At 73.4% G+C, this 22,015-nt stretch carries 17 protein-coding genes; 4 read left to right on the top strand and 13 right to left on the bottom strand.

Going from position 1 to position 22,015, the window contains the following annotated elements; all coding sequences use genetic code 11:
* Positions 1-114 precede the first annotated feature (114 nt).
* The 7 genes from mnhG to CLT68_RS13840 form a co-directional block, all read right to left on the bottom strand.
* Entirely contained in the window at positions 115-474 is a 360-nt protein-coding gene (gene mnhG / locus CLT68_RS13870) for a monovalent cation/H(+) antiporter subunit G (protein WP_099857127.1), read from the bottom strand.
* Positions 474-737: an MrpF/PhaF family protein gene (locus tag CLT68_RS13865; protein ID WP_088946747.1), complete on the bottom strand. Its 264-nt coding sequence runs from the start codon at positions 735-737 to the stop codon at positions 474-476. The genes mnhG and CLT68_RS13865 overlap by 1 nt, the downstream gene beginning before the upstream one ends.
* Positions 734-1,345, bottom strand: a complete 612-nt coding sequence (locus CLT68_RS13860; RefSeq protein WP_099851334.1) for a Na+/H+ antiporter subunit E — start codon at positions 1,343-1,345, stop codon at positions 734-736. Before CLT68_RS13860 ends, CLT68_RS13865 begins: the two co-directional genes overlap by 4 nt.
* On the bottom strand, positions 1,342-2,847 hold the full coding sequence (locus tag CLT68_RS13855) for a Na+/H+ antiporter subunit D (RefSeq protein ID WP_099851332.1): 1,506 nt from the start codon (positions 2,845-2,847) through the stop codon (positions 1,342-1,344). Before CLT68_RS13855 ends, CLT68_RS13860 begins: the two co-directional genes overlap by 4 nt.
* Positions 2,847-3,326 (bottom strand): Na(+)/H(+) antiporter subunit C, encoded by a 480-nt coding sequence (locus CLT68_RS13850; protein ID WP_099851330.1) that lies wholly within the window; start codon positions 3,324-3,326, stop codon positions 2,847-2,849. The genes CLT68_RS13855 and CLT68_RS13850 overlap by 1 nt, the downstream gene beginning before the upstream one ends.
* On the bottom strand, positions 3,323-6,157 hold the full coding sequence (locus tag CLT68_RS13845; RefSeq protein WP_099851329.1) for a Na+/H+ antiporter subunit A: 2,835 nt from the start codon (positions 6,155-6,157) through the stop codon (positions 3,323-3,325). The genes CLT68_RS13850 and CLT68_RS13845 overlap by 4 nt, the downstream gene beginning before the upstream one ends.
* A gap of 100 nt (positions 6,158-6,257) precedes the next feature.
* Positions 6,258-6,644 (bottom strand): hypothetical protein, encoded by a 387-nt coding sequence (locus CLT68_RS13840; protein WP_088946742.1) that lies wholly within the window; start codon positions 6,642-6,644, stop codon positions 6,258-6,260.
* Positions 6,645-6,788: 144 nt separating this feature from the next.
* Between CLT68_RS13840 and CLT68_RS13835 the strand changes: the two genes are divergently transcribed.
* Positions 6,789-11,468: an ATP-dependent helicase gene (locus tag CLT68_RS13835; protein WP_486482162.1), complete on the top strand. Its 4,680-nt coding sequence runs from the start codon at positions 6,789-6,791 to the stop codon at positions 11,466-11,468.
* 154 nt (positions 11,469-11,622) lie between these two features.
* Here CLT68_RS13835 and CLT68_RS13830 read toward each other — a convergent pair whose 3' ends face one another.
* A complete protein-coding gene (locus CLT68_RS13830; protein WP_143743177.1) occupies positions 11,623-12,189 on the bottom strand; it encodes a hypothetical protein in 567 nt (188 codons plus the stop codon).
* A gap of 343 nt (positions 12,190-12,532) precedes the next feature.
* Between CLT68_RS13830 and CLT68_RS13825 the strand changes: the two genes are divergently transcribed.
* Entirely contained in the window at positions 12,533-12,775 is a 243-nt protein-coding gene (locus tag CLT68_RS13825) for a CPCC family cysteine-rich protein (protein ID WP_088946738.1), read from the top strand.
* 27 nt (positions 12,776-12,802) lie between these two features.
* Here the strand turns inward: CLT68_RS13825 and CLT68_RS13820 are convergent, their stop codons facing one another.
* Entirely contained in the window at positions 12,803-14,068 is a 1,266-nt protein-coding gene (locus CLT68_RS13820; protein ID WP_099851324.1) for a hypothetical protein, read from the bottom strand.
* 109 nt (positions 14,069-14,177) lie between these two features.
* Here CLT68_RS13820 and CLT68_RS13815 point away from each other — a divergent pair, with 109 nt between their 5' ends.
* Positions 14,178-15,014 carry a DNA-formamidopyrimidine glycosylase family protein gene (locus CLT68_RS13815; RefSeq protein ID WP_099851322.1) on the top strand — a complete coding sequence of 279 codons (837 nt, stop codon included), beginning with the start codon at positions 14,178-14,180 and terminating at the stop codon, positions 15,012-15,014.
* 166 nt (positions 15,015-15,180) lie between these two features.
* Complete coding sequence (locus CLT68_RS13810) at positions 15,181-18,786, top strand: hypothetical protein (RefSeq protein WP_099851321.1); 3,606 nt, start codon at positions 15,181-15,183, stop codon at positions 18,784-18,786.
* Between the two features lie 31 nt (positions 18,787-18,817).
* Here CLT68_RS13810 and pspM read toward each other — a convergent pair whose 3' ends face one another.
* The 4 genes from pspM to CLT68_RS13790 form a co-directional block, all read right to left on the bottom strand.
* On the bottom strand, positions 18,818-19,606 hold the full coding sequence (pspM, locus tag CLT68_RS13805) for a phage shock envelope stress response protein PspM (RefSeq protein ID WP_099851319.1): 789 nt from the start codon (positions 19,604-19,606) through the stop codon (positions 18,818-18,820).
* A 23-nt stretch (positions 19,607-19,629) separates the two neighbouring features.
* Complete coding sequence (locus tag CLT68_RS13800) at positions 19,630-20,502, bottom strand: PspA/IM30 family protein (protein WP_088946733.1); 873 nt, start codon at positions 20,500-20,502, stop codon at positions 19,630-19,632.
* A gap of 199 nt (positions 20,503-20,701) precedes the next feature.
* Positions 20,702-21,142, bottom strand: a complete 441-nt coding sequence (locus tag CLT68_RS13795; RefSeq protein ID WP_088946732.1) for a helix-turn-helix domain-containing protein — start codon at positions 21,140-21,142, stop codon at positions 20,702-20,704.
* A gap of 242 nt (positions 21,143-21,384) precedes the next feature.
* On the bottom strand, positions 21,385-21,942 hold the full coding sequence (locus CLT68_RS13790; RefSeq protein ID WP_099857126.1) for a CinA family protein: 558 nt from the start codon (positions 21,940-21,942) through the stop codon (positions 21,385-21,387).
* Between the last annotated feature and the right edge of the window lie 73 nt (positions 21,943-22,015).

Genomic DNA, 22,015 nt, shown 5'->3' with positions numbered 1-22,015 from the left:
GCTGGGACTCCGCTGGGGGTGGGCCGAAGGAGCGGATCGTCCGGTTCACCGACCCCATCCCAGGCCGTCACGCCGGCAACGCCCCAGGTCGTCACGCAGCCCCGCCCCAGGCCGTCACGCCGGCCCCGCCGGCCCCGTGCCGGAACCGCGTTCGGCCAGCTCATCGGCGTCGAGGAGACTCCGGTCGAGTCGCCCCGACCGGTACGCGGCCCGCCCGATCATCTGGGCCGCGACCGGTGCGGTCGCCAACTGGAAGACCGCCACGAGCAGGATCATGCCCAGGTCCGCCGGGGACCGCAGCCGCAACACGATCCCCAGCAGCAACAGCAGCACCCCGAGCACCTGCGGCTTCGTGGCCGCGTGCATCCGGCTCAGCGCGTCCGGGAACCGCAGCACGCCGATCGCGGCGGCCAGGCCGAGCACGGCACCGGCCACCAGACAACCGGCGCCCAGCCAGTCCGCGATCGTGGCGATCACTGCTGTTCCCGGACCGCGAAGCGGACCAACGACACCGAGCCCACGAAGCCGAGCAGGGAGAGCACCACCAGCACGGGCAGTGTGGTGGCGTGCCGGTTGACCGCCGCCTCGGCGCCCACCGCGCCGACCATGGTGGCGAGCAGCATGTCCGCGGCGATCACCCGGTCCACCAGTGACGGGCCACGGTAGAGGCGCACCAGCGCGAGCAGCGCGGTCACCGAGAGCAGGACGGTGAGGACGACGGCCAGAAAAGTGGTCACGAGCGGGTTCCCTCCTCGGACGGGTCGGTCTCGATGCGGCGCAGTTCGGCGGCCGAGCCCACCGCGCGGACGATCCGCCGTTCGATGGTGCGTGTGCGTTGCCGGGCCACCTCCAGGTCGGCCGGCCCGTGGGTGTCCAGCACGTGCAGGTAGAGCGTTCCGGAATCTCGGTCCACCTCGAGGATCAACGTGCCCGGCACCAGCGAGACCGCCTCGGCGGTGAGCGCCAGGTTCAGGTCGCTGGGCACCCGCAACTGGACTCCGATGATCGCCCCGCGCGGCCGGTAGCCGGGTTGCACGGCGATCCGGGCGACGTGCAGGCTCGCGCTGACCAACTCGACGAGGAACCGGCCGGCGAAGACCAGCAGCGCCCCGGGCCGCAGCCGGCCGCCGAAGCTGACCGCCGGCAGCGGGTAGAACACCAGCACCGCGCCGCCCACCAGCAGGCCGCCGATCAGGTTGCCCCAGTTGACGTCGCCCCAGAGCAGGTTCCAGACCACCACCAGCCACCCGAGCGCCACCACCTGGTCGCGCCAGCGCCCGAGCCGGCCGCGCCCCACCACGGGGGGCCCGGGGGCGTCCGGAGCCGGCTCAGGGGTGCCGGTCACGGCACACCGCCCGGCAGGACGGCATGCACGTACGGGGTGCGCAGCCGCAGGTCGGCGGCCGCGTCCGTGGTGACGTCGAAGAGCGGACCGGCCAGCAGGGTCAGCGTGAGCCCGAGGGCGACCAGGGCCACGGTGGCCCCGATCATCAGCCTCGGCAGTGGGACGGCCGGCTCGCTGGTGGCCAGCCGGGGCGCGCGCCAGAAGGCGATGTTCCACACCCGGGAGGCCACGTAGAGGGTGAGCAGGCTGGTCACCGTGCCAGCCGCCACCAGCACCCCGGGCAGCGGCCCGCCGGCCGCCACCCCGGCCTGGAGAAGGCCGAGTTTGCCGAGGAAGCCGGAGAACGGCGGCACACCGGCGAGGTTCATGGCCGGGACGAAGAACAGCACGCCCAGCAGCGGCGCCACCCGGGCCAGCCCGCCGATGCGGCGCAGGTCGGTGCTGCCAGCGCGCTCCTCGACCAGCCCGGCGACGAGGAACAACGTGGTCTGGATGGTGATGTGGTGCACCACGTAGAAGATCGCGCCGGAGAGCCCGGCGACGGTACTCAGCGCCACCCCGAAGATCATGTAGCCGATGTGGCTGACCAGGGTGAACGAGAAGAGCCGCTTCAGATCGGACTGGGCCACCGCGCCGAGGATGCCGATCACCATCGTCAGACCGGCAACGACCATGAGCAACGTGTCCGCGTGCCCACCGGGAAACAGCAACGTCTCGGTGCGGATGATCGCGTACACGCCCACCTTGGTGAGCAGGCCCGCGAAGACGGCGGTGACCGGGGCCGGTGCGGTGGGGTAGCTGTCCGGCAACCAGGCCGACAGCGGAAAGACCGCCGCCTTGATCGCGAACGCCAGCAACAGCATCAGCTCCAGGGCCAGTCGGACGCCGTCGGGCAGGTCGTCGAGGCGCTGGGCGAGCTGGGCGAGGTTGAGCGTGCCGGTGGCCGCGTACACCAGGCCCACCGACGTCAGGAAGATCATCGAGGAGAGGACGCTGACCACCACGTACGTCGACCCGGTGCGGATCCGGGTCTCGGTGCCTCCCAGCGTGATCAGCACGAAGCTCGCGGCCAGCAGGATCTCGAAGCCGACGAAGAGGTTGAACAGGTCACCGGCCAGGAACGCGTTGGTGACGCCCGCGGTGAGGACCAGGTACGTCGGGTGGAAGATCGACACCGGGGCGGACTCGCTCGTCTCGCTGCCGCCCTGGCCGATCGAGTACAGCAGCACGCAGAGGGTCACCGCCGACGAGACCACCACCATCAGCGCGGCCAGCTGGTCGGCGACCAGCACGATGCCGACCGGTGCCGGCCACCCACCGACCGCCACCACCACCGGCCCGTGCCGGTACGCCTGCACGAGCAGCAGCAACGCCACGGCGAGTGTGCCGCCCAGGCAGAACACGCTGATCGCACGCTGGAGTCGGGGCTTCCCGGCCAGCAGCAGGGTCAGCGCCGCACCGAGCAACGGCACCACCACCGGCAGCGGCACCAGCGCGCTCATCACGCCTCCTCCCCGCGTCGGAGACGACGGCGGGCGGGCTCGGGATCGACCTGCTCCGGGTCGGCGTCCGGGCCCTCTCCACCGTGGTCGACGGCGCCCGCCTCGTTCCGGCCCGCCCGGCGGATGATCTGCCGGTCCTCCAGGTCGTCGGGCACCTCGTCGTCGCCGGTGAGATACCAGCTGCGGTACGCCACCGCGAGCAGGAACGCGGTGAACCCGAAGGTGATCACGATGGCGGTCAACACCATCGCCTGCGGCAGCGGATCACTCATCTGCCCCACCGCACCGGTGCCGACGATCGGCGCCCCACCCGAGCGACCACCCAGCAGGATCAACAGGTTCACCCCGTTGCCGAGCAGGATCACCCCGAGCAGGATCCGGGTCAGGCTGCGCTCCAACAGCAGGATCACCCCGCACCCGACCAGCACCGCGACGGCCAGCACCAGCACCAGCGTCGGTCCCGCGCCGCTCTCCGTCATGCCCGGTCACCCTTGTCGACGGCCAGGCCACCGGTGGCCGTCCCGGTGGCCTCGATGTGGCGGTCGACCTCGGCGCCGAGGCTGCGCAGGATGTCCAGCACCAACCCGATCACGACCAGGTAGACACCGATGTCGAAGAAGAGCGACGTGACCAGGTGGACGTCCCCGATCAGCGGCAGGGACCGGTCGACCTTGGCGCTCTCCAGCACCGACCCGCCGACCAGCAGCGCCACCACTCCGCTGCCCACCGCCATGGCCAGGCCGGCGCCGAGGATCGGACCGGCGCCGACCGGCGCCGCCTCGGTCAGCTCGTACCGACCGCCGGCCAGATAGCGGACCACCAGGGCGAGACCCGCCACCAGACCGCCGGCGAAGCCGCCGCCCGGCGCGTTGTGCCCGGAGAACAGCAGGAAGAGGGAGAACAGCACCACGGTGTGGAAGATCAGCCGGATGACCACCTCCAACACGATCGAGCGGCGCTCCTCGTAGAGGGTGGGACCGCCGCGCAGCCACACCGGCCGGCCGGGTTCGTCCACCCGCTGATCGGACTCCGGTCGGCGCGGTCGCGGCCCGGTCCGGGACCGCTCGAAGATCAGGCTGGCCACCCCGGTCGCGGCCACCACCAGCACCGACAGCTCGCCCATGGTGTCCCAGGCCCGGATGTCGACCAGTGTCACGTTGACCACGTTGCGGCCATACCCCTCCAGCACCGCCAGGTCCGGGAAGGCGGCACTGATGTCCGGTGCCCGGCGGGCGCCGACGGCGGTCAGGGCCAGCCCGGCGGCCACCACACCCACCGCCACCCCGATCGCCCGACGGACCCAGCGGGTCCGCCGCAACGGACGGGCCGAGAAACGCTCCGGCAGACGCCGCAGCACCAGCACGAAGACCGCTATCGTCGCGGTCTCCACCAGGAACTGGGTGAGCGCCAGGTCGGGCGCGCCGTGCAGGACGAACAGCATCGCGGTGCCGTAGCCGGTCATCCCCACCAGCAGCATCGCGGTCAGGCGACGGCGGGCACCGACCGCCAGCACCGCGGCGACCGCGATCACCAGGACGACCACCGGTTGCAGCAGGCTGTCCCAGAGCGGGATCCGGGCCCTCCACGGGCTGGCGGAGACCATCGCCGTGCCGGGCACCAGCACCAGGGTGACCAGGATGATGCCCAGATACTGCGGCAGGGAACCGCGCTGGGTCGCGCCGGTGACCTCGATGGCCAACCGGTCGAACCGGCCCACGACCCACTCGTACCCCTGGTTGCCCCCCACCGGCGAGCGGAGCCGGGCCAGCACCGGGGCCAACGGCCCGCGCACGGCGAACAGCAGGCCGCCACCGACGAGCGCCGCCACCGACAGGGCGAGCGCCGGGGTCGGCCCGGACCAGAGCGCCAGGTGCGCGTCGACCCCACCGAGCAGATCGGCGTACGGACGCAGCAGCTCGTCCAGCACACTCGCGGCCGGGCCGGCGAGCAGACCGACCCCGGCGAGCATCGCCGGCGGGACCAGCAGGGACGCGGCGATGGGTTCCGACTGGACCGGTTCCACCCCCGGCCGGTCGGCGAACGCGCCCCAGAGGAAGCGGGCGCTGTACGCGACGGTGAGCACCGTCCCGGCGACCAGGCCGGTGAGGAGCACCGGCTGATCGGTGAACGCCCCGAACACCGCCTCCTTGGACACGAAGCCGACCAGCGGCGGCACACCGGCCATCGACGCCGCGGCCAGCACCGCGACCACGAACAGCGGCCGGGACCAGTGCCGCAGCCCGGACAGCTCGCGCAGGTCACGGGTGCCGGCGCCGTGATCGATGACGCCGACGACCAGGAACAACGCCGACTTGAACAACGCGTGCGCCAGCAGCATCGCCGCGCCGGCCAGAGCGGCGTCCGGGGTGCCGGACCCGGTCACCGCGATCAGGAGGCCGAGCTGACTGACCGTCCCGTACGCCAGCAGCAGCTTCAGATCGGTCTGCCGCAACGCGGCCCAACCGCCGAGCAGCATGGTGGCCACGCCGGCGATCTGCACCACCGGTCGCCACGGACCGACAGTGGCGAGCGCTGGCGCGAGCAGCCCGACCAGGTAGACGCCAGCCTTGACCATGGCGGCGGCGTGCAGGTACGCGCTGACCGGCGTGGGTGCCGCCATCGCGACCGGCAGCCAGGAGCTGAAGGGCAGGATCGCCGACTTGGACAGCGCACCGGCCAGGATGAGCAGCACGGCGCCCACCAGGTAGCCGCCGCCGGGCAGTGGCTGGGCGACGATCTCCGACCAGCGGTAGGTGCCGGCGTGCTCGCCCAGCATGATGAACCCGACCAGCATGGCGAGCCCACCCAGCGTGGTGACGGTCAACGCCTGTGCCGCCGCCCACCGGCTGGAGCGCCGTTCGGTGCTGTGCCCGATCAGCAGGTACGAGAAGATCGTGGTCAGTTCCCAACCGACGTAGAGCAGCAGCAGGTCGTCGGCGAGGACCAGGACGAGCATCGCGCCGGCGAACGCGACCAGGACCCCGGCGAACTGCGCGAGGCCGGTCGAGCGGGCGTCGAAGTAGCGGGCACTGTAGATGAGCACCAGCGCACCGATGCCGCCGATCAGCAGCGTCATCAACCAGGACAGCGTGGTGAGCCGCAACGCGATGTCCAGGCCCAACTGCCCGATCCACGGGTACGTCTCGACCGCGGCCCCGCCGTCGCTGACGGCCGGGGTGCGGGCCAGCGCCCAGCAGAACGCGGCGGCTGGCGCCAGCGCCAGGGCGTAGCAGGCATTGGATCCCCACCACCGCACGAGCAGAGGCGCGGCGAGAGCCGCCACGAGGTGGAGGACGAGCAGTACCAGCACCTGCGCTCCCGATCGAGGTGGCCGACGCCCGTGCAGCGGTGGCGCCTAGCAGCGATCAGACGCCAGTTCGTGGCCCTCCGGGCGGTTTTGCCAGAATTCGTCAGTGAAGCAGGGTGTTGGCCAGGGGTTGGGCATCGTCGGGTGCGGGGCGGTCGCGGCGCAGCTCGGCCAGCAGGTCGAGGCGGCCGAGCTGACGCGCGACCCGGTCGACCACCCGTTCCGCGGCGGCCAGTGAGCGCACCGACAGCAACCGGCCTCGGCTCTCCCGGCGCAGCACGAAGTAGTGGACGGCGACGCGCACCTGGCCGCGATCGGCGGCGCTCGCCTGGGCGGTGCAGAGGACCAACTCCCGCAGGCAGTGGGCGAGGCGTTCGGCAAGGTCGAGCTCGGGGCCGTGCAGGCCGCCACGGAGTGCGGCAAGGTGGCTGTCGACCTTGCGAATCAGCACGTCGGTGCCCGGTTCGATGGTGCGCTGCTCGCCGGCCATCAAATCCCCTCACCCCGGTTCGCGTTGCGGGTGAAGTTACTTTATGTTGCTCCGTACAAGCAAGCAGTTAAGTGAGACTTAACGGATCAAGCGCACCTTCCACGCTTTTTGCTAGTGTCGGGGCGCATTCCCCCGGGGTCGCTCGTGGTTGTCGTACCGGCGGGGCACGATGGACCGGTGACCGGGGCAGACGCAGACGCCGGCGCGGTGCTCGCCGGGTTCGGTCCGGCCACCCGCGCCTGGTTCGACGCCGCCTTCGCCGCTCCGACCGCCGCACAGACCGGCGCATGGCGCTCGGTCGCCGCCGGTCGCAACGCCCTCGTGGTGGCACCCACCGGCTCGGGCAAGACGCTCGCGGCCTTCCTCTGGTCACTGGACCGGCTGGCCCGCGAGCCGGCACCGGCCGAGGCCCGCCAGCGGTGTCGCGTGCTCTACGTCAGCCCCCTCAAGGCCCTCGCCGTCGACGTGGAGCGCAACCTGCGCGCCCCGCTGGCCGGGATCCGGCAGGCAGCGACACGGCTGGGCGTCGCACCGCCCGACATCACCGTCGGCATGCGCACCGGCGACACCCCGGCCGACGAGCGGCGCGCCTTCGCCCGCACCCCACCGGACATCCTCATCACCACTCCCGAGTCGTTGTTCCTGCTGCTCACGTCCGCGGCGCGCGATTCGCTGCGCGGCGTCCAGACGGTGATCGTCGACGAGGTGCACGCGGTGGCCGGCAGCAAACGCGGCGCCCACCTCGCTCTCTCCCTCGAACGCCTCGACGAGCTGCTGCCCGCTCCGGCGCAGCGCATCGGGCTCTCCGCCACCGTCCGCCCGATCGACGCCTGCGCGCAGTTCCTCGGCGGCGCACGCCCGGTCGACGTGGTGCAGCCGGCCACCGCCAAGACCATCGAGGTCAGCGTGCAGGTCCCGGTGGAGGACATGACCCGCCTGGACGAGCAGGAGCAACCGGAGGACGACCTCGGCGGCCTCGGGCCACGCCGCGCGTCGATCTGGCCGGCCGTGGAGGAGCGGGTCTTCACCCTCATCGGGCAGCACCGCTCGACCATCGTCTTCACCAACTCGCGCCGCAGTGCCGAGCGCCTCTGCGCCCGGCTCAACGAGCTGGCCGCCGAGGCGGTGGCCGCCGCGTCGGACGACGGCGCGATCGGCGTACCGGAAGGGTTGCCGGCCGGCGACGACCCGGCGGGTGGCGCGCCGCGGTGGGGTGACCCGGCCGGTCCGGTGCGCAACCGGCCGCCGGCCGAGGTGATGGCCCAGTCCGGCGCGGCCACCGGCGCGGCGCCGGTGATCGCTCGCGCCCACCACGGCAGCGTCTCCCGGGAGGAGCGCAAACACATCGAGGAGGCGCTCAAGTCCGGCCAGTTGCCGGCGGTGGTGGCCACCTCCAGCCTGGAGCTGGGCATCGACATGGGCGCTGTCGACCTGGTGGTGCAGATCGAGGCGCCGCCCAGCGTGGCCTCCGGCCTGCAACGGGTCGGCCGGGCCGGGCACCAGGTGGGCGCGATCTCACGCGGGGTGGTCTTCCCCAAGCACCGCGGCGACCTGCTCTCCTGCGCGGTGGTCGCCGAGCGGATGGCCGACGGCGCGATCGAGGAGCTGCACTACCCACGCAACCCACTGGACGTGCTGGCCCAGCAGATCGTCGCGATGGTGGCACTGGAGCCGTGGCCGCTCGGCGACCTCGCCGTGCTGGTCCGCCGGGCCGCACCCTTCGCCGAGCTGCCCGACTCCGCGCTGCACGCCGTGTTGGACATGCTCTCCGGCCGTTACCCGTCCACCGCCTTCGCCGAGCTACGCCCCCGACTGGTCTGGGACCGGGCCACGGACCTGCTCACCGGCCGTCCCGGCGCGCAGCGGCTCGCCGTGACCAGCGGCGGCACGATTCCCGACCGGGGCCTGTTCGGGGTGTTCCTGGCCGGCGCCGAGCGGGCCGCCCGGGTGGGCGAGCTGGACGAGGAGATGGTCTACGAGTCCCGGGTCGGCGACGTCTTCCTGCTCGGCTCCTCCTCCTGGCGCATCGAGGAGATCACGCCCGACCGGGTGCTGGTCTCGCCCGCCCCCGGTCAGGCCGCGCGGATGCCGTTCTGGAAGGGCGACCAGCTGGGCCGGCCGGTGGAGCTGGGCCGGGCCATCGGCGCCCGGGTGCGCACCCTGCTGCGACAGACTGACGAGGCGGCGCTGGCCGCCCTGCGTGACGGCGGTCTGGACGACTGGGCCGCCAGCAACCTGATGGCCTACCTGCGCGAGCAGCGGGAGGCCACCCGCTCGCTGCCCGACGACCGCACGGTCGTGGTCGAGCGGTTCCGCGACGAGCTGGGCGACTGGCGGCTCGCCGTGCACAGCGTCCTCGGCGCCCGCGTCAACGGGCCGTGGGCGCTCGCCGTGGGCCGCCGGCTCGCCGAACGGTACGGGGTGGACGCCCAGGTGATGCCCTCCGACGACGGCATCGTGGTCCGACTTCCGGACACCGCGGACGAGCCGCCCGGCGCCGACGTGGTGGTCTTCGAGCCCGACGAGATCACCCAGCTCGTGGAGGAGTCGGTCGGCACCTCCGCGCTCTTCGCCGCCCGCTTCCGGGAGTGTGCCGCCCGGTCACTGCTGCTGCCCCGCCGCGACCCGCGCCGCCGCCAGCCGCTCTGGCAGCAGCGCCAACGCGCCGCGCAACTGCTCGACGTCGCCCGCGAGTACGCGGACTTCCCGGTCACCCTGGAGGCTGCCCGGGAGTGCCTCCAGGACGTCTTCGACCAGCCGGCGCTGGCCGGCCTGATGCGCGACCTGGCCACCCGCAAGGTGCGGCTGGTCGAGGTCGAGACCAGCGCGCCGTCGCCGTTCGCCCGGTCGCTGCTCTTCGGCTACGTCGGCGCGTTCCTCTACGAGGGCGACGCGCCGCTCGCCGAGCGTCGCGCCGCCGCGCTCGCCCTGGATTCCACTCTCCTCGGTGAGCTGCTGGGCCGGGTCGACCTGCGCGAGTTGCTCGACCCGGCCGTGCTCACCGAGACCGATCGGCAGCTGCGCTGGCTGACCGAGCAGCGCCGCCCCCGCGATGCGGAGGACGTCGTCGAGCTGCTGCGGGTGCTCGGTGACCTGAGCGACGCCGAGTTGACCGAGCGGGGTGTGCCGGAGGCCTGGCTGACCGAGCTGGAGGCGACCCGCCGCGTGCTGCGGGTCCGCATCGCCGGCGAAAAGCGCTGGGTGGGTGTCGAGGACGCCGCCCGTCTGCGCGACGCCCTCGGCGTGGCGTTGCCGGTCGGGGTGGCCGAGGCGTACCTCGCCCCGGTGGCCGATCCGCTCGGTGACCTGGTGGCCCGCTACGCCCGCACCCACGGGCCGTTCGCCGCGGCCAGCTGCGCGGCCCGCTTCGGGTTGGGCGTGTTCGTCGTCGAGCAGGCGCTGCGTCGGCTCGGCGCCACCGGGCGGGTGGTCTCCGGTGAGTTCACCCCGGATTCGGCCGGCGCCCAGTGGTGCGACGCCGAGGTGCTGCGGATGCTGCGCCGCCGCTCGCTCGCGGCGCTGCGCCGGGAGATCGAGCCGGTGCCACCCCGGGCGCTGGCCGCGTTCCTGCCCCGCTGGCAGCAGGTCGGCTCGTCCGCCCGAGGTGTGGAGGCGCTCGCCGCGACGGTGGAGCAGTTGCAGGGCGCGGCGGTGCCGGCGTCCGCCCTGGAGCGGTTGGTGCTGCCCGGTCGGGTCGCCGACTACTCCCCTGCCCAGCTCGACGAGCTGTGCGCCAGCGGGGAGGTGCTCTGGGCCGGGTCGGGAGCGATCTCCGGCGGCGACGGTTGGGTCACCCTCGCGTACGCGGACGCCGCACCGCTGCTGCTCCCGCCGCCCGACGAGGCGCTGACCCGCACCCCGCTGCACGACGCGGTGCTCGACGCGCTCGGCGACGGGCAGGCGCTGTTCTTCCGGCCGCTGGCCGACCGGGTCGGCTCGACCGACGACGCGGCCTTGACCACAGTGATCTGGGATCTGGTGTGGGCCGGGCACCTCACCAACGACACCCTGGCGCCGCTGCGCGCGGTGCTCGGTGCGGGCGGGGCACACCGCTCGCGGCCCTCCGCGCCGCGCACCCGTTACCGGCGGCCCGGTCGGGTGGCGCTGCCCACCCGGGGTGGTCCGCCGACCGTCGCCGGTCGCTGGTCACGCCTCCCGGAACGGGACGTCGACCCGACCCGACGTGCCGCCGCGCTCGCCGACGTCCTGCTGGAGCGGCACGGGGTGGTCACCCGCGGCGCGGTGATGGCCGAGCAGGTGGTCGGCGGCTTCTCGGCGGTCTACCCGGTGCTGTCGGCGTTGGAGGAGCGTGGCGTGGCCCGTCGGGGTTACTTCGTCGAAGGGTTGGGCGCGGCGCAGTTCGCGGTGCCCGGCGCGGTGGACCGACTGCGCGCCCTGGCGGAGCCCGCCGACGGCGTCCGGGGCCGGGGCACCCCAGCCACGGTGCTCGCGGCCACCGACCCCGCCAACCCGTACGGCGCGGCGCTGCCCTGGCCGGAACGGGTGCTCGACTCGGGCGACGGGGCCGCCCCGGCGACCGGGCACCGGGCCGGCCGCAAGGCCGGTGCGCTGGTGGTGCAGGTCGGTGGCGACCTCGTCCTCTACGTCGAACGCGGCGGCCGCACGCTGCTCTCCTTCAGCGACGACACCGACACCCTGGCCGCGGCCGGCAAGGCTCTCGCCGACGCCGTTCACTCCGGGGCGTTGGGCGCGATGTCGGTGGAGCGGGCCGACGGCGAGGCGGTGCACTCCTCACCGCTGCGCGACGCGCTGACCGCCGCCGGTTTCCGGGCCACCCCCCGCGGCCTGCGCCTGCGCGGCTGACCCGCCAGCCCGCCCGGCCGCGCTCGGCCGCGCGCTCGGCGCTTGTCGGGCGATGCCACACAGACCGTGATGCCTGTGAGTCATCAAGATGACTCACAGGCATCACACTCAGAAGAGCGACATGCCCCGGCCGCGCCGACGCCAGGCCCGGTGCTCAGCGCAGGCCGTCGAGCACCTTCTCGTAGCGTGGGCGGTCAGCGGCCGGGGTCTTCGCCTCCAGATAGTTCAGCACCACCGCGCCACGCTGGTACGACTGGCCGCCCCAGGTTTCCGCGATGTCACTGGCGCTGGTGTCGTCCGGGAACACGTAGACCGTGACCGCGTCGGTGGCGATCAGCTCGGAGCAGCCCAGACCGAGGCCGTCCGGGCCACAGTCGACGGAACGATCCTTCGGGCGCGGCACCTTCAGGCCAGCGGCCCGGAAGGCCTCGACGACCTGCTTCGCACCGGGCGCACTGGCCGGCCGTTTTGGCAGCACCACGGGTGGCGGGCTGGCCGGTCGGCGCTGGGTCGGACCCTGCGCCCCGGCGGAAGGTGACACCGGGGCGACCAGCGCGCTCGTGGTGGGGGACGTCGGCGCGCTCGGAACGCCGGTGGGGGTCACCTCGGACGAGGCGGATGGGGCTGCGCTCGACCGGCCGTCGTCGTCACTGCCGCAACCGGCGGTGAGGGCAACGGCGACCAGCAGGGCTCCGACAGCGGGCAGGCTCCGAATTGTCACCAGGGCAGTCTGCCCAACGGCTTCCGGCGACGGGAGGGGCCGGTCGGTCACTGCGCTGTCCCGTATCCGCCACCCACCGCTGGACCACTCGACGCAGGTACGATCCCGGCCGGCAGGGCGGCGACGGCGACGAGCGGAGGCGGGGCGTGGGTGGGTTCGAGGTACGGGCGATCCGACCCGACGAGCGGACGGCGGTCGACGCGCTGCACGAGCGCGAGTGGGGCGGCCCGTACGAGTGGCGGCCCGACGCCGGGCGTTAGCCCACGGTGGGGCTCCCCGGGGTGTCTCCCGAGGGACCTCCTGCGGGTATCGGGCCGATGTTCGACTGTGGAATGCTGCCCCGGTGGGTGAACAAGTGGTTCCCGTGGGTTGTCCCTGCTGTGCATCCCGGACCGGCGGGGGGACCTGCCCGGTCTGTTTCTGGACCGACGACGGCCAGACCGACGCGGACGCCGACGCCGTCCGGGGTGGCCCCAACGGCGACCTGAGCCTCTCGCACGCTCGACTCAACTACGCCGTCTACGGTGCCAGCCACCCGCGCTACCAGGACATGGTGCGCCAGGCCCGCCCCGACGAGCGCCCCTGACGCAGCACTCGACGGGGCGGGCACGGGTCAGCAGACCGGCACGCCGCCGCCGTACACGCTCGAAATGTAGGCGTGGCTGACGTACTGGCCGGTGGTCAGGCGGTTCCAGCGGGTGGTGGTGCGGTACGGGCCGGCCACCGACTGACCGGTGACGTAGCACTGGATCGGCACGTGGGCCAGCCGGGCGGCGAGACCACGGGTCGCGTACGACGTGCTGGCCCCGGAGCGGATGTTGAGCGGGCCGTCACCGACCACGCCACGCGGCCCTCCACCGGTCCACAGGTAGGCGACGTCCACCCAGGCGTTCGTGGTCAACCGGAGGCCGTCCCAGAAGGTGCCGTCGGCCAGGTCGATGCCGGCCGGGTTGAGCACCGTACGCCCGAACTGGTCCCGCCCGCCGTTGTAGCCGGACTGGTACGCGGCCTGCGCCTCGGGCCGGCCCTGCGGCAGGTTCTTCCAGTTCTCCCGCACCGACGAGGGGTTCCAGTAGTCGTCGCGGGTGTTCCACGGACCGACGTCCCAGACCGGGGCGTACTCGCAGCGGGCGCCGCTGGTCGTGCAGACCCGCACTGTGTAGTCGCCGGTGTTGAGTGGGGAGAGACCGCGCCGCGACGGGAGTGCCACGAAGTGGTCCCGGGGTTGCACGGTACGGCCGTTGGCGGTCACCTCGCCGACCAACCCGATCCGGGTGGCGTACACCCGGTAGGTGCGGCCGGGCGTGGCGGCGGAGACGGCGGCGGTCGCGTCGGCGGTGAGCCGCACGCCGCTCACGGTCGCGGTGGCCCCGCCGTTGGGCGCGGTCAGCACCACCCGGGTCTGCACCCGGGTGACCGGCCGGTCGAAGACCGCACCGCCGGTGGCGGCCTGCCACTCCGTCCAGCCGGCGGTCCGCCAGCCGCGGACCTGCGCCTCCACTGTCGCCCCGCCGGGGACCGAGGCGCTGATCTCGGCGCGGACCCGGGTGGCCGGTCGGGCCAGGGTGCGGGGCGTGGTCAGCAGCATGCCCTCGGCGACTGCGCTGTGTGGGCTTCGGGCGCGGTGCCCGGTGGCCCGGGCCTCCCGCAGTCGCAGCCCGGCAGAGGTGCGGCGGACGTTCACGTCGTCGCGGTCGACAACCGAGACATCGACGTCCCACCGTTCGCCACCGGGCGCCCCGGCGGTGAGGATGATCGGACTGCCGGCGACGGGTGTGGCCCGGTCTGCGCTGGTGGCGGGCAGGAACGCGGCGGCGAGCAACAGGGAGAGAGTGGCGACGAGGGCGACGGATGGGATACGACAACGAGGTCGCGTCATGGGCATTCTCCTCAGAACCCCCTGACCTTCGCATGTCGGGAGATCATGAGGAACCTGTGTACAAATAGCGACACATGCGAATATTGCTCAAAAGAGGGAGGATGGCAGGGTGCCCGAAGGCGACACCGTCTGGAACACCGCGCGCGTGCTGCACCGCGCGTTGGCCGGCGCGCGGATCACCAGAAGTGACTTCCGGGTGCCGCAACTGGCGACCACCGATCTCAGCGGCTGGACCGTGCGCGAGTCGGCCAGCCGGGGCAAGCACCTGCTGCTGCGCCTCAGCGCCCCCGACAGGAGTCCTGCAGGGCGACCCGCGCCCGACGCCCTCTGGACCCTGCACTCGCACCTGCGGATGGACGGCGCCTGGCGGGCGTACGCCCCGGGGGAACGGTGGGGCGGACGGCCCGCGCACCTGATCCGGGTGGTGCTGCACAGCCCCGGCGCTGTCGCGGTCGGCTACCACCTGCACGAGATGACCCTGCTGCCGACCGCCGAGGAGGACCGACTGGTCGGCCACCTCGGCCCCGATCTGCTCGGGCCGGACTGGGACCCGGCCGAGGCGGTCCGCCGGCTCGCCGACCACCCGGAGCAGACCATCGGTGAGGCGCTGCTCGACCAGCGCAACCTGGCCGGAGTGGGCAATCTCTACAAGTGCGAGGTGCTGTTCCTGCGGGGTGTGTCGCCGTGGACGCCGGTCGGCGCGGTGCCGGACCTGCCCGGCATGGTGGCCCTCGCGCAACGGTTGCTCGCGGCCAACCGGGGACGGTGGACGCAGAGCAGCACCGGCTCCCTGCACCGGGGGCAGACCAGCTACGTGTACGGCCGCCGCGCCCAGCCGTGCCGCCGATGCGGCACCGCGATCCGCAAGGAGGAGCTGGGCGAACGGGTCACCTACTGGTGTCCGGTCTGCCAACCCGAACACCCGGACCGGCCTGAAACCGGCTGACCAGGCCGGCCATTCACCAACGCCACGCCAGAAACGGACGATTGGGTAATTCCTATCCGGCCGCCGAAGTCGCATGCTGCGGTTGAACCCTCACCGACCGTCAGCAGAGTGCCGAGGTCCGCCACGCCGGGGTGGCGGACGTCGCGCCCCGACCCCGGGGAGAGTCATGGCGATGTTCCGCAGGCTCCGCTCCACCTTCTTCGAGCGGACCACCCGCCAGACCAACGGCCGGACGGCGTCCGTGCCGGCCGCGCGTACCGCCGAGGAGACCACGCCGGCACCGAGCCTGGACCCGGCCGTGGTGCCGCGCAGCTTCGGTCCCGTGCCGAACTTCGCCCACAGTCCCCGCCCGGCGCGTGACCCCGCGGGGCGGGTGGTGCCGGGCACCGGGCTGCGCAAGTTCGTCGACCCGCTGCCCGTTCCGGGCCAGCAGAGCCGCACCGACCTCGGCAGCCACCTGCCGGTGGCAGCCCCGGACACCATCAGCTATCCGGGATGCGACTACTACGAGATCGGCCTCCAGGAGTACGCGCAGCGGCTGCACCGGGACCTGCCGGCCACCCGGCTGCGCGGCTACCGGCAGCTCAACCTGGGCACCGACGAGACGGGCCACAACACGGTGGCACCCCCCGAACGGCCCTGGCACCTCGGCCCGATGATCCTCGCCCGCCGGGGTCGACCGGTCCGGGTGAAGTTCATCAACCAGCTCCCCACCGGCCGGGCCGGCGAGTTGTTCCTGCCCGTGGACGACACGATCGAGGGTGCCGGTCCCGGCCCCCTGGACGGGCCGGCCCCGTACCCGCAGAACCGGGCGGTGCTGCACCTGGCCGGGGCGCAGACCGGCTGGACCAGCGCGGGCAACCCGGGGCAGTGGATCACGCCGGCCGGGGAGATCACCCCGTACCCGACCGGGGCGGGCGTGACGCCCGTGCCGGACATGCCCGCGCCGGGTGCCGGGGCCACCACCCTCTACTACCCGAACGAGCAGAGCGGCCGGCTGCTGTGGTTGCACGACAACACCCTCGGCCTGGCCCGGCTCACCGTCTACGGCGGTCAGCTCGCGCTCTACCTGCTCACCGACCCGGCCGAGGACCAACTCGTCGCCGACGACGTGCTGCCGGCCGACCAACTGCCGCTGGTGATCGAGGACAAGACGTTCGTGCCGGACGACACCCAACTCGCCGAGGAGGACCCGACCTGGGACCGGGAACGCTGGGGTGCCCGGGGAAGCCTCTGGCACCCCCACGTGTACCAGCCGCGGCAGAACCCGTACCGGTCCGGCGGACGCAACCCCACCGGCCGGTGGGACTACGGCCCCTGGTCGCGCAACCCCACCCCGGGCGGCACCCGCACCGACGGGTGGGCCCCGAACCCGCACCACGACCCGGTGGACGCGCCGGACGAACCGCCGCTGAGCCCTGGGCTGCCGCACCCGTCGGCGGTCCCCGAGGCGTACGGCGACACCCCGCTCGTCAACGGCGTCGCCTACCCGTACCTGGAGGTTCGGCCGCGCGCGTACCGGTTCCGGATCCTCAACGCCTGCCTGGACCGCAGCCTCAACCTCCAGCTCTACCGCGCCTGCTCCGACGCGGCGATGTGGACGGCCGACGGCGCGCTCGCCGACGCCGACGCCGGCGAGGTGCCGATGGTGCCCGCCGTGCGGGCCGCGGACCGACCGGCCGGGTGGCCGACCGACGGACGCGACGGCGGCGTGCCGGACCCGCGCACGGCCGGACCCGAGTTCATCCAGATCGGCAACGAGGCCGGGTTGCTGCCCGCCCCGGTGGTGCTGCCGAACCGGCCGATCGGCTACCGGTACGACCGGCTCGACCCGACCGTGCTGAACGTCGACGGGCACACCCTGCTGCTCGCCCCGGGTGAGCGGGCCGACGTGCTGGTCGACTTCTCCACCGTGCCACCGGGCAGCACGCTGATCCTGTACAACGACGCCCCCGCTCCGCTGCCGGGCTACGACCCCCGTTACGACCAGCACACCGACGCAGCGGACCGGACCGCCGAGGGTGGCCCGCCGCCCACCGAGCCGGGGTACGGCCCGAACACCCGCACCCTGCTCCAGTTCCGGGTCACCGGGACACCCGCGCCGCCGTACGACCTGGCCCGGTTACGGGAGAGGCTGCCCCTGGCGTACGCGGCCAGCCAACGCCCGCCGATCGTGCCGCAGCCGGCGTACGACCCGGCGTTCGGCACCCGCACAACGTCGGAGACGGCGGTGCCGGTGCACGCCACCACTGTGACGTTCACTCCGGCGGGCGGTGCCGGCCCGGTGACCCTGCCGATCGCGGTCAAGGCCGCCCAGCAGGTCTTCGAGCCGGATCACGGCCGGTGGGTTGGCCGGCTCGGCGTCGGGCACCCGCACGCCGGGCCGCTCAACCCGGCGACGCTGCCGCTGGGCCCGACCGATCCGGTGACCGAGGTGCTCTTCGCCACCGATCCCGCCGTACCGATGGGCACCCCGACCGATGGCACCCAACTCTGGCGGATCAGTGGCAACGTCCGGCAGACCGAGCCGCTGCACTTCGGCGGCTGCGACGTACAGGTGGTCAACCGGGTCGGCTGGGACGGCACGCTGCGGCCGCCGCACGGCACGGAGCTGGGCTGGAAGGACGTCGTCCGGGTCAACCCACGGGAGGACGTCGTGGTGGCGTTGCGCCCGGTCGCCCCGGTGCTGCCGTTCAAGCTGGGCGACAGCGTCCGGCTGCTCGACCCGGGCCTCCCGGCCGGGGCGCGCACCGGGTCGACGCCGGTCAGCCCCGCGGACGGGCGGCCCGCCACGGTGGTCAACCAACTGGTCAACCTGGGCTGGGAGTACCGCTGGCACAGCCACCTTGCCGGCCACCGCGACGGCGGGATGACCCGGCCGCTGGTCCTGCGGGTGGCGCCGAAGGCACCGACCGGGCTGACCGCCACACCGGCGCCCGGCTCGGCCACCGCGCTACCCGCGATCGCCCTGGCCTGGACCAGCAACGGCGGGCGACCACCTGCCACCAGCCACCTGCTGCAACGGGCCACCGACGCGACCTTCGGCGGCGAGGTCACCACGATCACCGTCGCGGCCGCTGCCACCCGGTACACGGACGCGACAGTCACCCCCGGGGTGACGTACCACTACCGGATCCGGGCGGAGAACGCCGTCAGCTACTCGTCCTGGTCGAACGGGGTGCCCGCCTCGGTGCACCTGGCCGCACCGAGCGGCCTGGTCGCGGCGCTGCCGCCAGCCGCGCCGCTGCGGGTGGCGCTGCGCTGGTCGAACCGGTCGTTCGCCACCGGCATCGACGTGCAGCGGGCGACCAACCCGACGTTCACCAGCGGCCCGGGCACCACGGCGATCGGGGTCAGCGACAACCACCTGGACGTCACTGTCGCACCGGACACCACGTACTACTACCGGGTCCGGACCACCTACCTGGGCGCCGCCTCGGCCTGGTCGACAGTCGCCACGGTGAGTTGCCCACCCGCACCCGGCACCCCCAGCGGGGTGAGCGCCACGGCCAGCGCTCCCGGGCCGGACACGGCGACGGTGATCCTGGCCTGGGCGGCGAGCACACCCACCGGCCCCGGGTCCGGGTTCATCGTGCAGCGGGCACTGGACCCGGCATTCGACCGGGAGGTCGCCACCTTCACGGTGACCGGTCGAGGCTTCACCAACACGGGGCTGGCCCGGGGCGTTACCTACCACTACCGGATCCGGTCGTTCAACGTCGTGGGCAATTCGCCGTACACCGGCCTGGTGCTGGTCACGACACCACAGTGACCGGCCGACGGACCGGCCGTCGGCGCTGCTCTCAGCGGGTCGGTGCGCGCAGCGGCGTCCCGACGGCGCGCAGCTCGGCCAGGGCGCCGGCGACGCCGTGCAGCAGGTCGGTCGCCTCGGTGAGCCGGTCGGCGGCCGGGTGGGCGGCCTCCGGTCGGGCGTCCTCGGCCAGGTAGCCGGCGGCAGCGACCACCAGCCGCTCGTAGGCCGCGACCCCGCTCTCCAGTTGGCCCGTCAGCACGGCGTGCGCGTCGGCCAGTGGCGCCCGGGCGTCGGCCGGGGCCAGCCGCAGCGCACGTTCGACGCTGGCCACCCGCGCGGCCAGGTCGCGCAACGAAGCATCGGCGGTGGCGGCCTCCTGCACGGCCGGCCCGGCCAGCCCGGTGAGTCGGGGGGCCATCCCGGCCAGGGTGAGTGCCGCCCGGTCCAGTCGGGCCCACTGCTCGCCCGCGCTGGTGCCGCGCAGGGCGATCCGGGAGCGGACCCGGCGAACCTCGGCCAGCACGCCCGGGCCGACCGGCAGCCGCTCGACGGCGGCGATCAACCGGGCCCGCGACCGGGCCGCGGCCTCGGCCGGGTCGAGTGCGGGAGGCGCCGGCTGGGCGGCCAGGGCGCGCGCGTCGATCCACCGCCAGGCGGCGAGCGCCACCGCGCTGCCCGCGGCGCCGGCCCAGGCCGCGTCGGGCAGACCAAGGCCGGCGTACGGGGTCAGCACCGCGGCCGCGCCGCCGAGCCCACCGGCCAGCACGCTCCACCGTCGGGCGGAGCGGCGAAGCCGGTCCAGCCTCCGGAAGTATCGAGTCCGCTCGTCTGCTGCCACCCTGACCCCCTCGGTCCGGTCGTTCAGCCGGCGGCGGTCGGGTCGCCGGTGCCGCGCTCGCGAGCCATGCTGGCGCGCAGCTCGTCCAGCCGGGCGGCGGCCGTCGGGTCGGTGGCCGGGCCGGCCTTCTCGCCCTGCGGCACGGCCGGTCGCTGCGATGCGCCGCCGAGCTGCTCCCCCGCCATGCTGGATCGGATCTGCTCCAGCCGGGCGGAGCCGGCCGAGTCGATGGTTGACTTCTGGATCTCCAACATCCGGCCCTCGACGGAGTTGCCGGCCAGCTCGGCGCGGCCCATCGCGTTGGCGTAGCGCCGCTCGATGCGGTCGCGCACCTCGTCCAGGGACGGGGTGTTGGTGGGCGCGGTCAACGACGACATCGACTCCAGCGAGCGGGCGACCGTCTCCTGCATCTTGGCCTGCTCCAGCTGGCTGAGCAGCTTGGTGCGCTCGGCGAGCTTCTGCTGGAGGATCATCGAGTTGTTCTCGACCGCACGGCGGGCCTGGGCTGCGGCACCCAACGCCTGGTCGTGCAAGGTCTTGAGGTCTTCGGTGGCCTGCTCGGAGGAGACCAACTGGGTGGCCAGGGTCTGCGCCGACTGCTCGAACCGCACCGCCTCGGCCTCGTCACCCTTGGCCCGGGCCTGGTCGGACAGCACCAGGGCCTGTCGGGCGTTGCCCTGCAACCGCTCGACCTCGGACATCTGCCGGGACAGCTTCATCTCCAGCTGACGCTGGTTGCCGATCACGGCGGCGGCCTGCTGGACCAGCGCCTGGTGCTGCCGCTGGGCATCCTCGATGGCCTGCTGGATCTGCACCTTGGGATCGGCGTGCTCGTCGATCTTCGCACCGAAGAGTGCCATCAGGTAGTTCCAACCCTTGACGAACGGGTTCGCCATCTCCGCGGTATCCCCTCAGTAGCGTCGCTCCACCACAGCCGGGCCGGATGGACCGACCGACCACGACCGGCCGGTCTCCATCGTCCCAGCCGAACGCCAACGAGGCATCCGTACGGGGCGGTCGACGGCACCGGCAGCTCCTGCGGGCCACCCTACGCGGCCGGGGCCAGCCCGCCCATGGTCAACCGGAAGGACGGGCTCAGGCCGCGCAGACCACGTCCCGATCGCGCTCGTTCGGGCGGACGCGGGCACTGCGCAGCGTGGCCTTGAGCGGCGAATCCTGACGGACCGACACGGCGACCTTGCCATCGGAGGTGACCTGACGCACACCCCGGTTGGTGCTCTTGGACGCGGCCGAGGAATCGGCCTGCTCCTCCTGCATCGAGACGAGCACCCCGGGCATCTGCTCGGCGAGCGCCACGGTGTCGCTCACCTCACGCAGCAGCTCGGACAGGCGCGCGCCGAGGGCGTCGCAGATCGCGGCGAGCAGCTCGCTGGACGGCTCCTTGTGCCCCCGCTCGATCTCGGAGAGGTAACCGAGGCTGACGTTGGCGGCGGTGGAGACCTCACGCAGCGTGCGCTGCTGGCCTTGCCGGCGCGCCCGCAGTGCGTCACCGATCACCCGGCGTAGCAGGATCATCGCACCTCCCCCTGAGGGATACCTCGCGCCCGCCGTTGGGCAGCCGGTCGCGGCGGACCGCGCCGACCCCGAACGTCGGAGCCTTCCCGCAACCGTACCCGCTGCGGGCCCGGCCGACATCCCGCCCCGCCCGTCGGTTCGCTGGCGCGGGCTCACCGACACGCGGCATCGGCCGTTCCGGCCCTGTCCCGGGTGCCCCCGGCGGTCTCGGCTGGATCTTCCGGCGCGTCGACTTCTGGGGCCTAGGGGTGGTCGGTCGCGGGGTCGGGGACCTGGGCGTCGGGGCCGGAGCCCTGGGCGTCGGGGTCGAGGTCGGGGTCCTTCACGTCGGCGTCGTGGATCCGCTCGGCGAGTAGCCGCAGAGCCTCGATCACCGCGACCGCGCGGACGTGGTCCCGCCCGCCGTCCAGGTCGAGCTGGCGGACCTCCCCACCGTTGGGACCGGCGACCGCGACGTAGACCAGGCCGACGGGCTTGTCGTCCTGCGGCTCGGGGCCGGCGACGCCGGTTGTCGCCACCCCCCAGTCCGCGCCGCAGCGCTGGCGACCGCCCTCGGCCAGGGCCGCCGCCACGTCCGGGTCCACCGGGCCCCGCTCGGACAGCAGGTCGGTGGGGACGCCCGCCAGGGTGCCCTTCAACTCGGTGGCGTAGACCACGAGGCCACCCCGGTAGATCCCGCTGACCCCGGCGATGTCGACGATCGACGCGGCCAGCGACCCGCCGGTGAGCGATTCGACAGTCGCGAGGGTCTCGTGCCGCTGCACCAACCGGTGCACCACGCCCGCCGCCGCGCTGCCCATCACGGCCTCGTCCGACGCCGCACCATCCGACGGCCGCTCGACACCACCACTAGCCTCGCGCTGCATGAATTCG

It is taken from the genome of Micromonospora sp. CNZ299 (assembly GCF_002754415.1).
The sequence above is the reverse complement of the archived record's forward strand: the minus strand, read 5'-3'. Positions and strand labels throughout refer to the sequence as shown.

Bases quoted from the DNA above. Each gene is read 5' to 3' on its own strand.
- CLT68_RS13855 (WP_099851332.1), bottom strand. From the start codon at position 2,847: ATGAGCGCGCTGGTGCCGCTGCCGGTGGTGGTGCCGTTGCTCGGTGCG.
- CLT68_RS13850 (WP_099851330.1), bottom strand. From the start codon at position 3,326: ATGACGGAGAGCGGCGCGGGACCGACGCTGGTGCTGGTGCTGGCCGTC.
- CLT68_RS13840 (WP_088946742.1), bottom strand. From the start codon at position 6,644: ATGGCCGGCGAGCAGCGCACCATCGAACCGGGCACCGACGTGCTGATT.
- CLT68_RS13820 (WP_099851324.1), bottom strand. From the start codon at position 14,068: ATGACGCGACCTCGTTGTCGTATCCCATCCGTCGCCCTCGTCGCCACT.
- CLT68_RS13810 (WP_099851321.1), top strand. From the start codon at position 15,181: ATGGCGATGTTCCGCAGGCTCCGCTCCACCTTCTTCGAGCGGACCACC.
- CLT68_RS13800 (WP_088946733.1), bottom strand. From the start codon at position 20,502: ATGGCGAACCCGTTCGTCAAGGGTTGGAACTACCTGATGGCACTCTTC.
- CLT68_RS13795 (WP_088946732.1), bottom strand. From the start codon at position 21,142: ATGATCCTGCTACGCCGGGTGATCGGTGACGCACTGCGGGCGCGCCGG.
- CLT68_RS13790 (WP_099857126.1), bottom strand. From the start codon at position 21,942: ATGGGCAGCGCGGCGGCGGGCGTGGTGCACCGGTTGGTGCAGCGGCAC.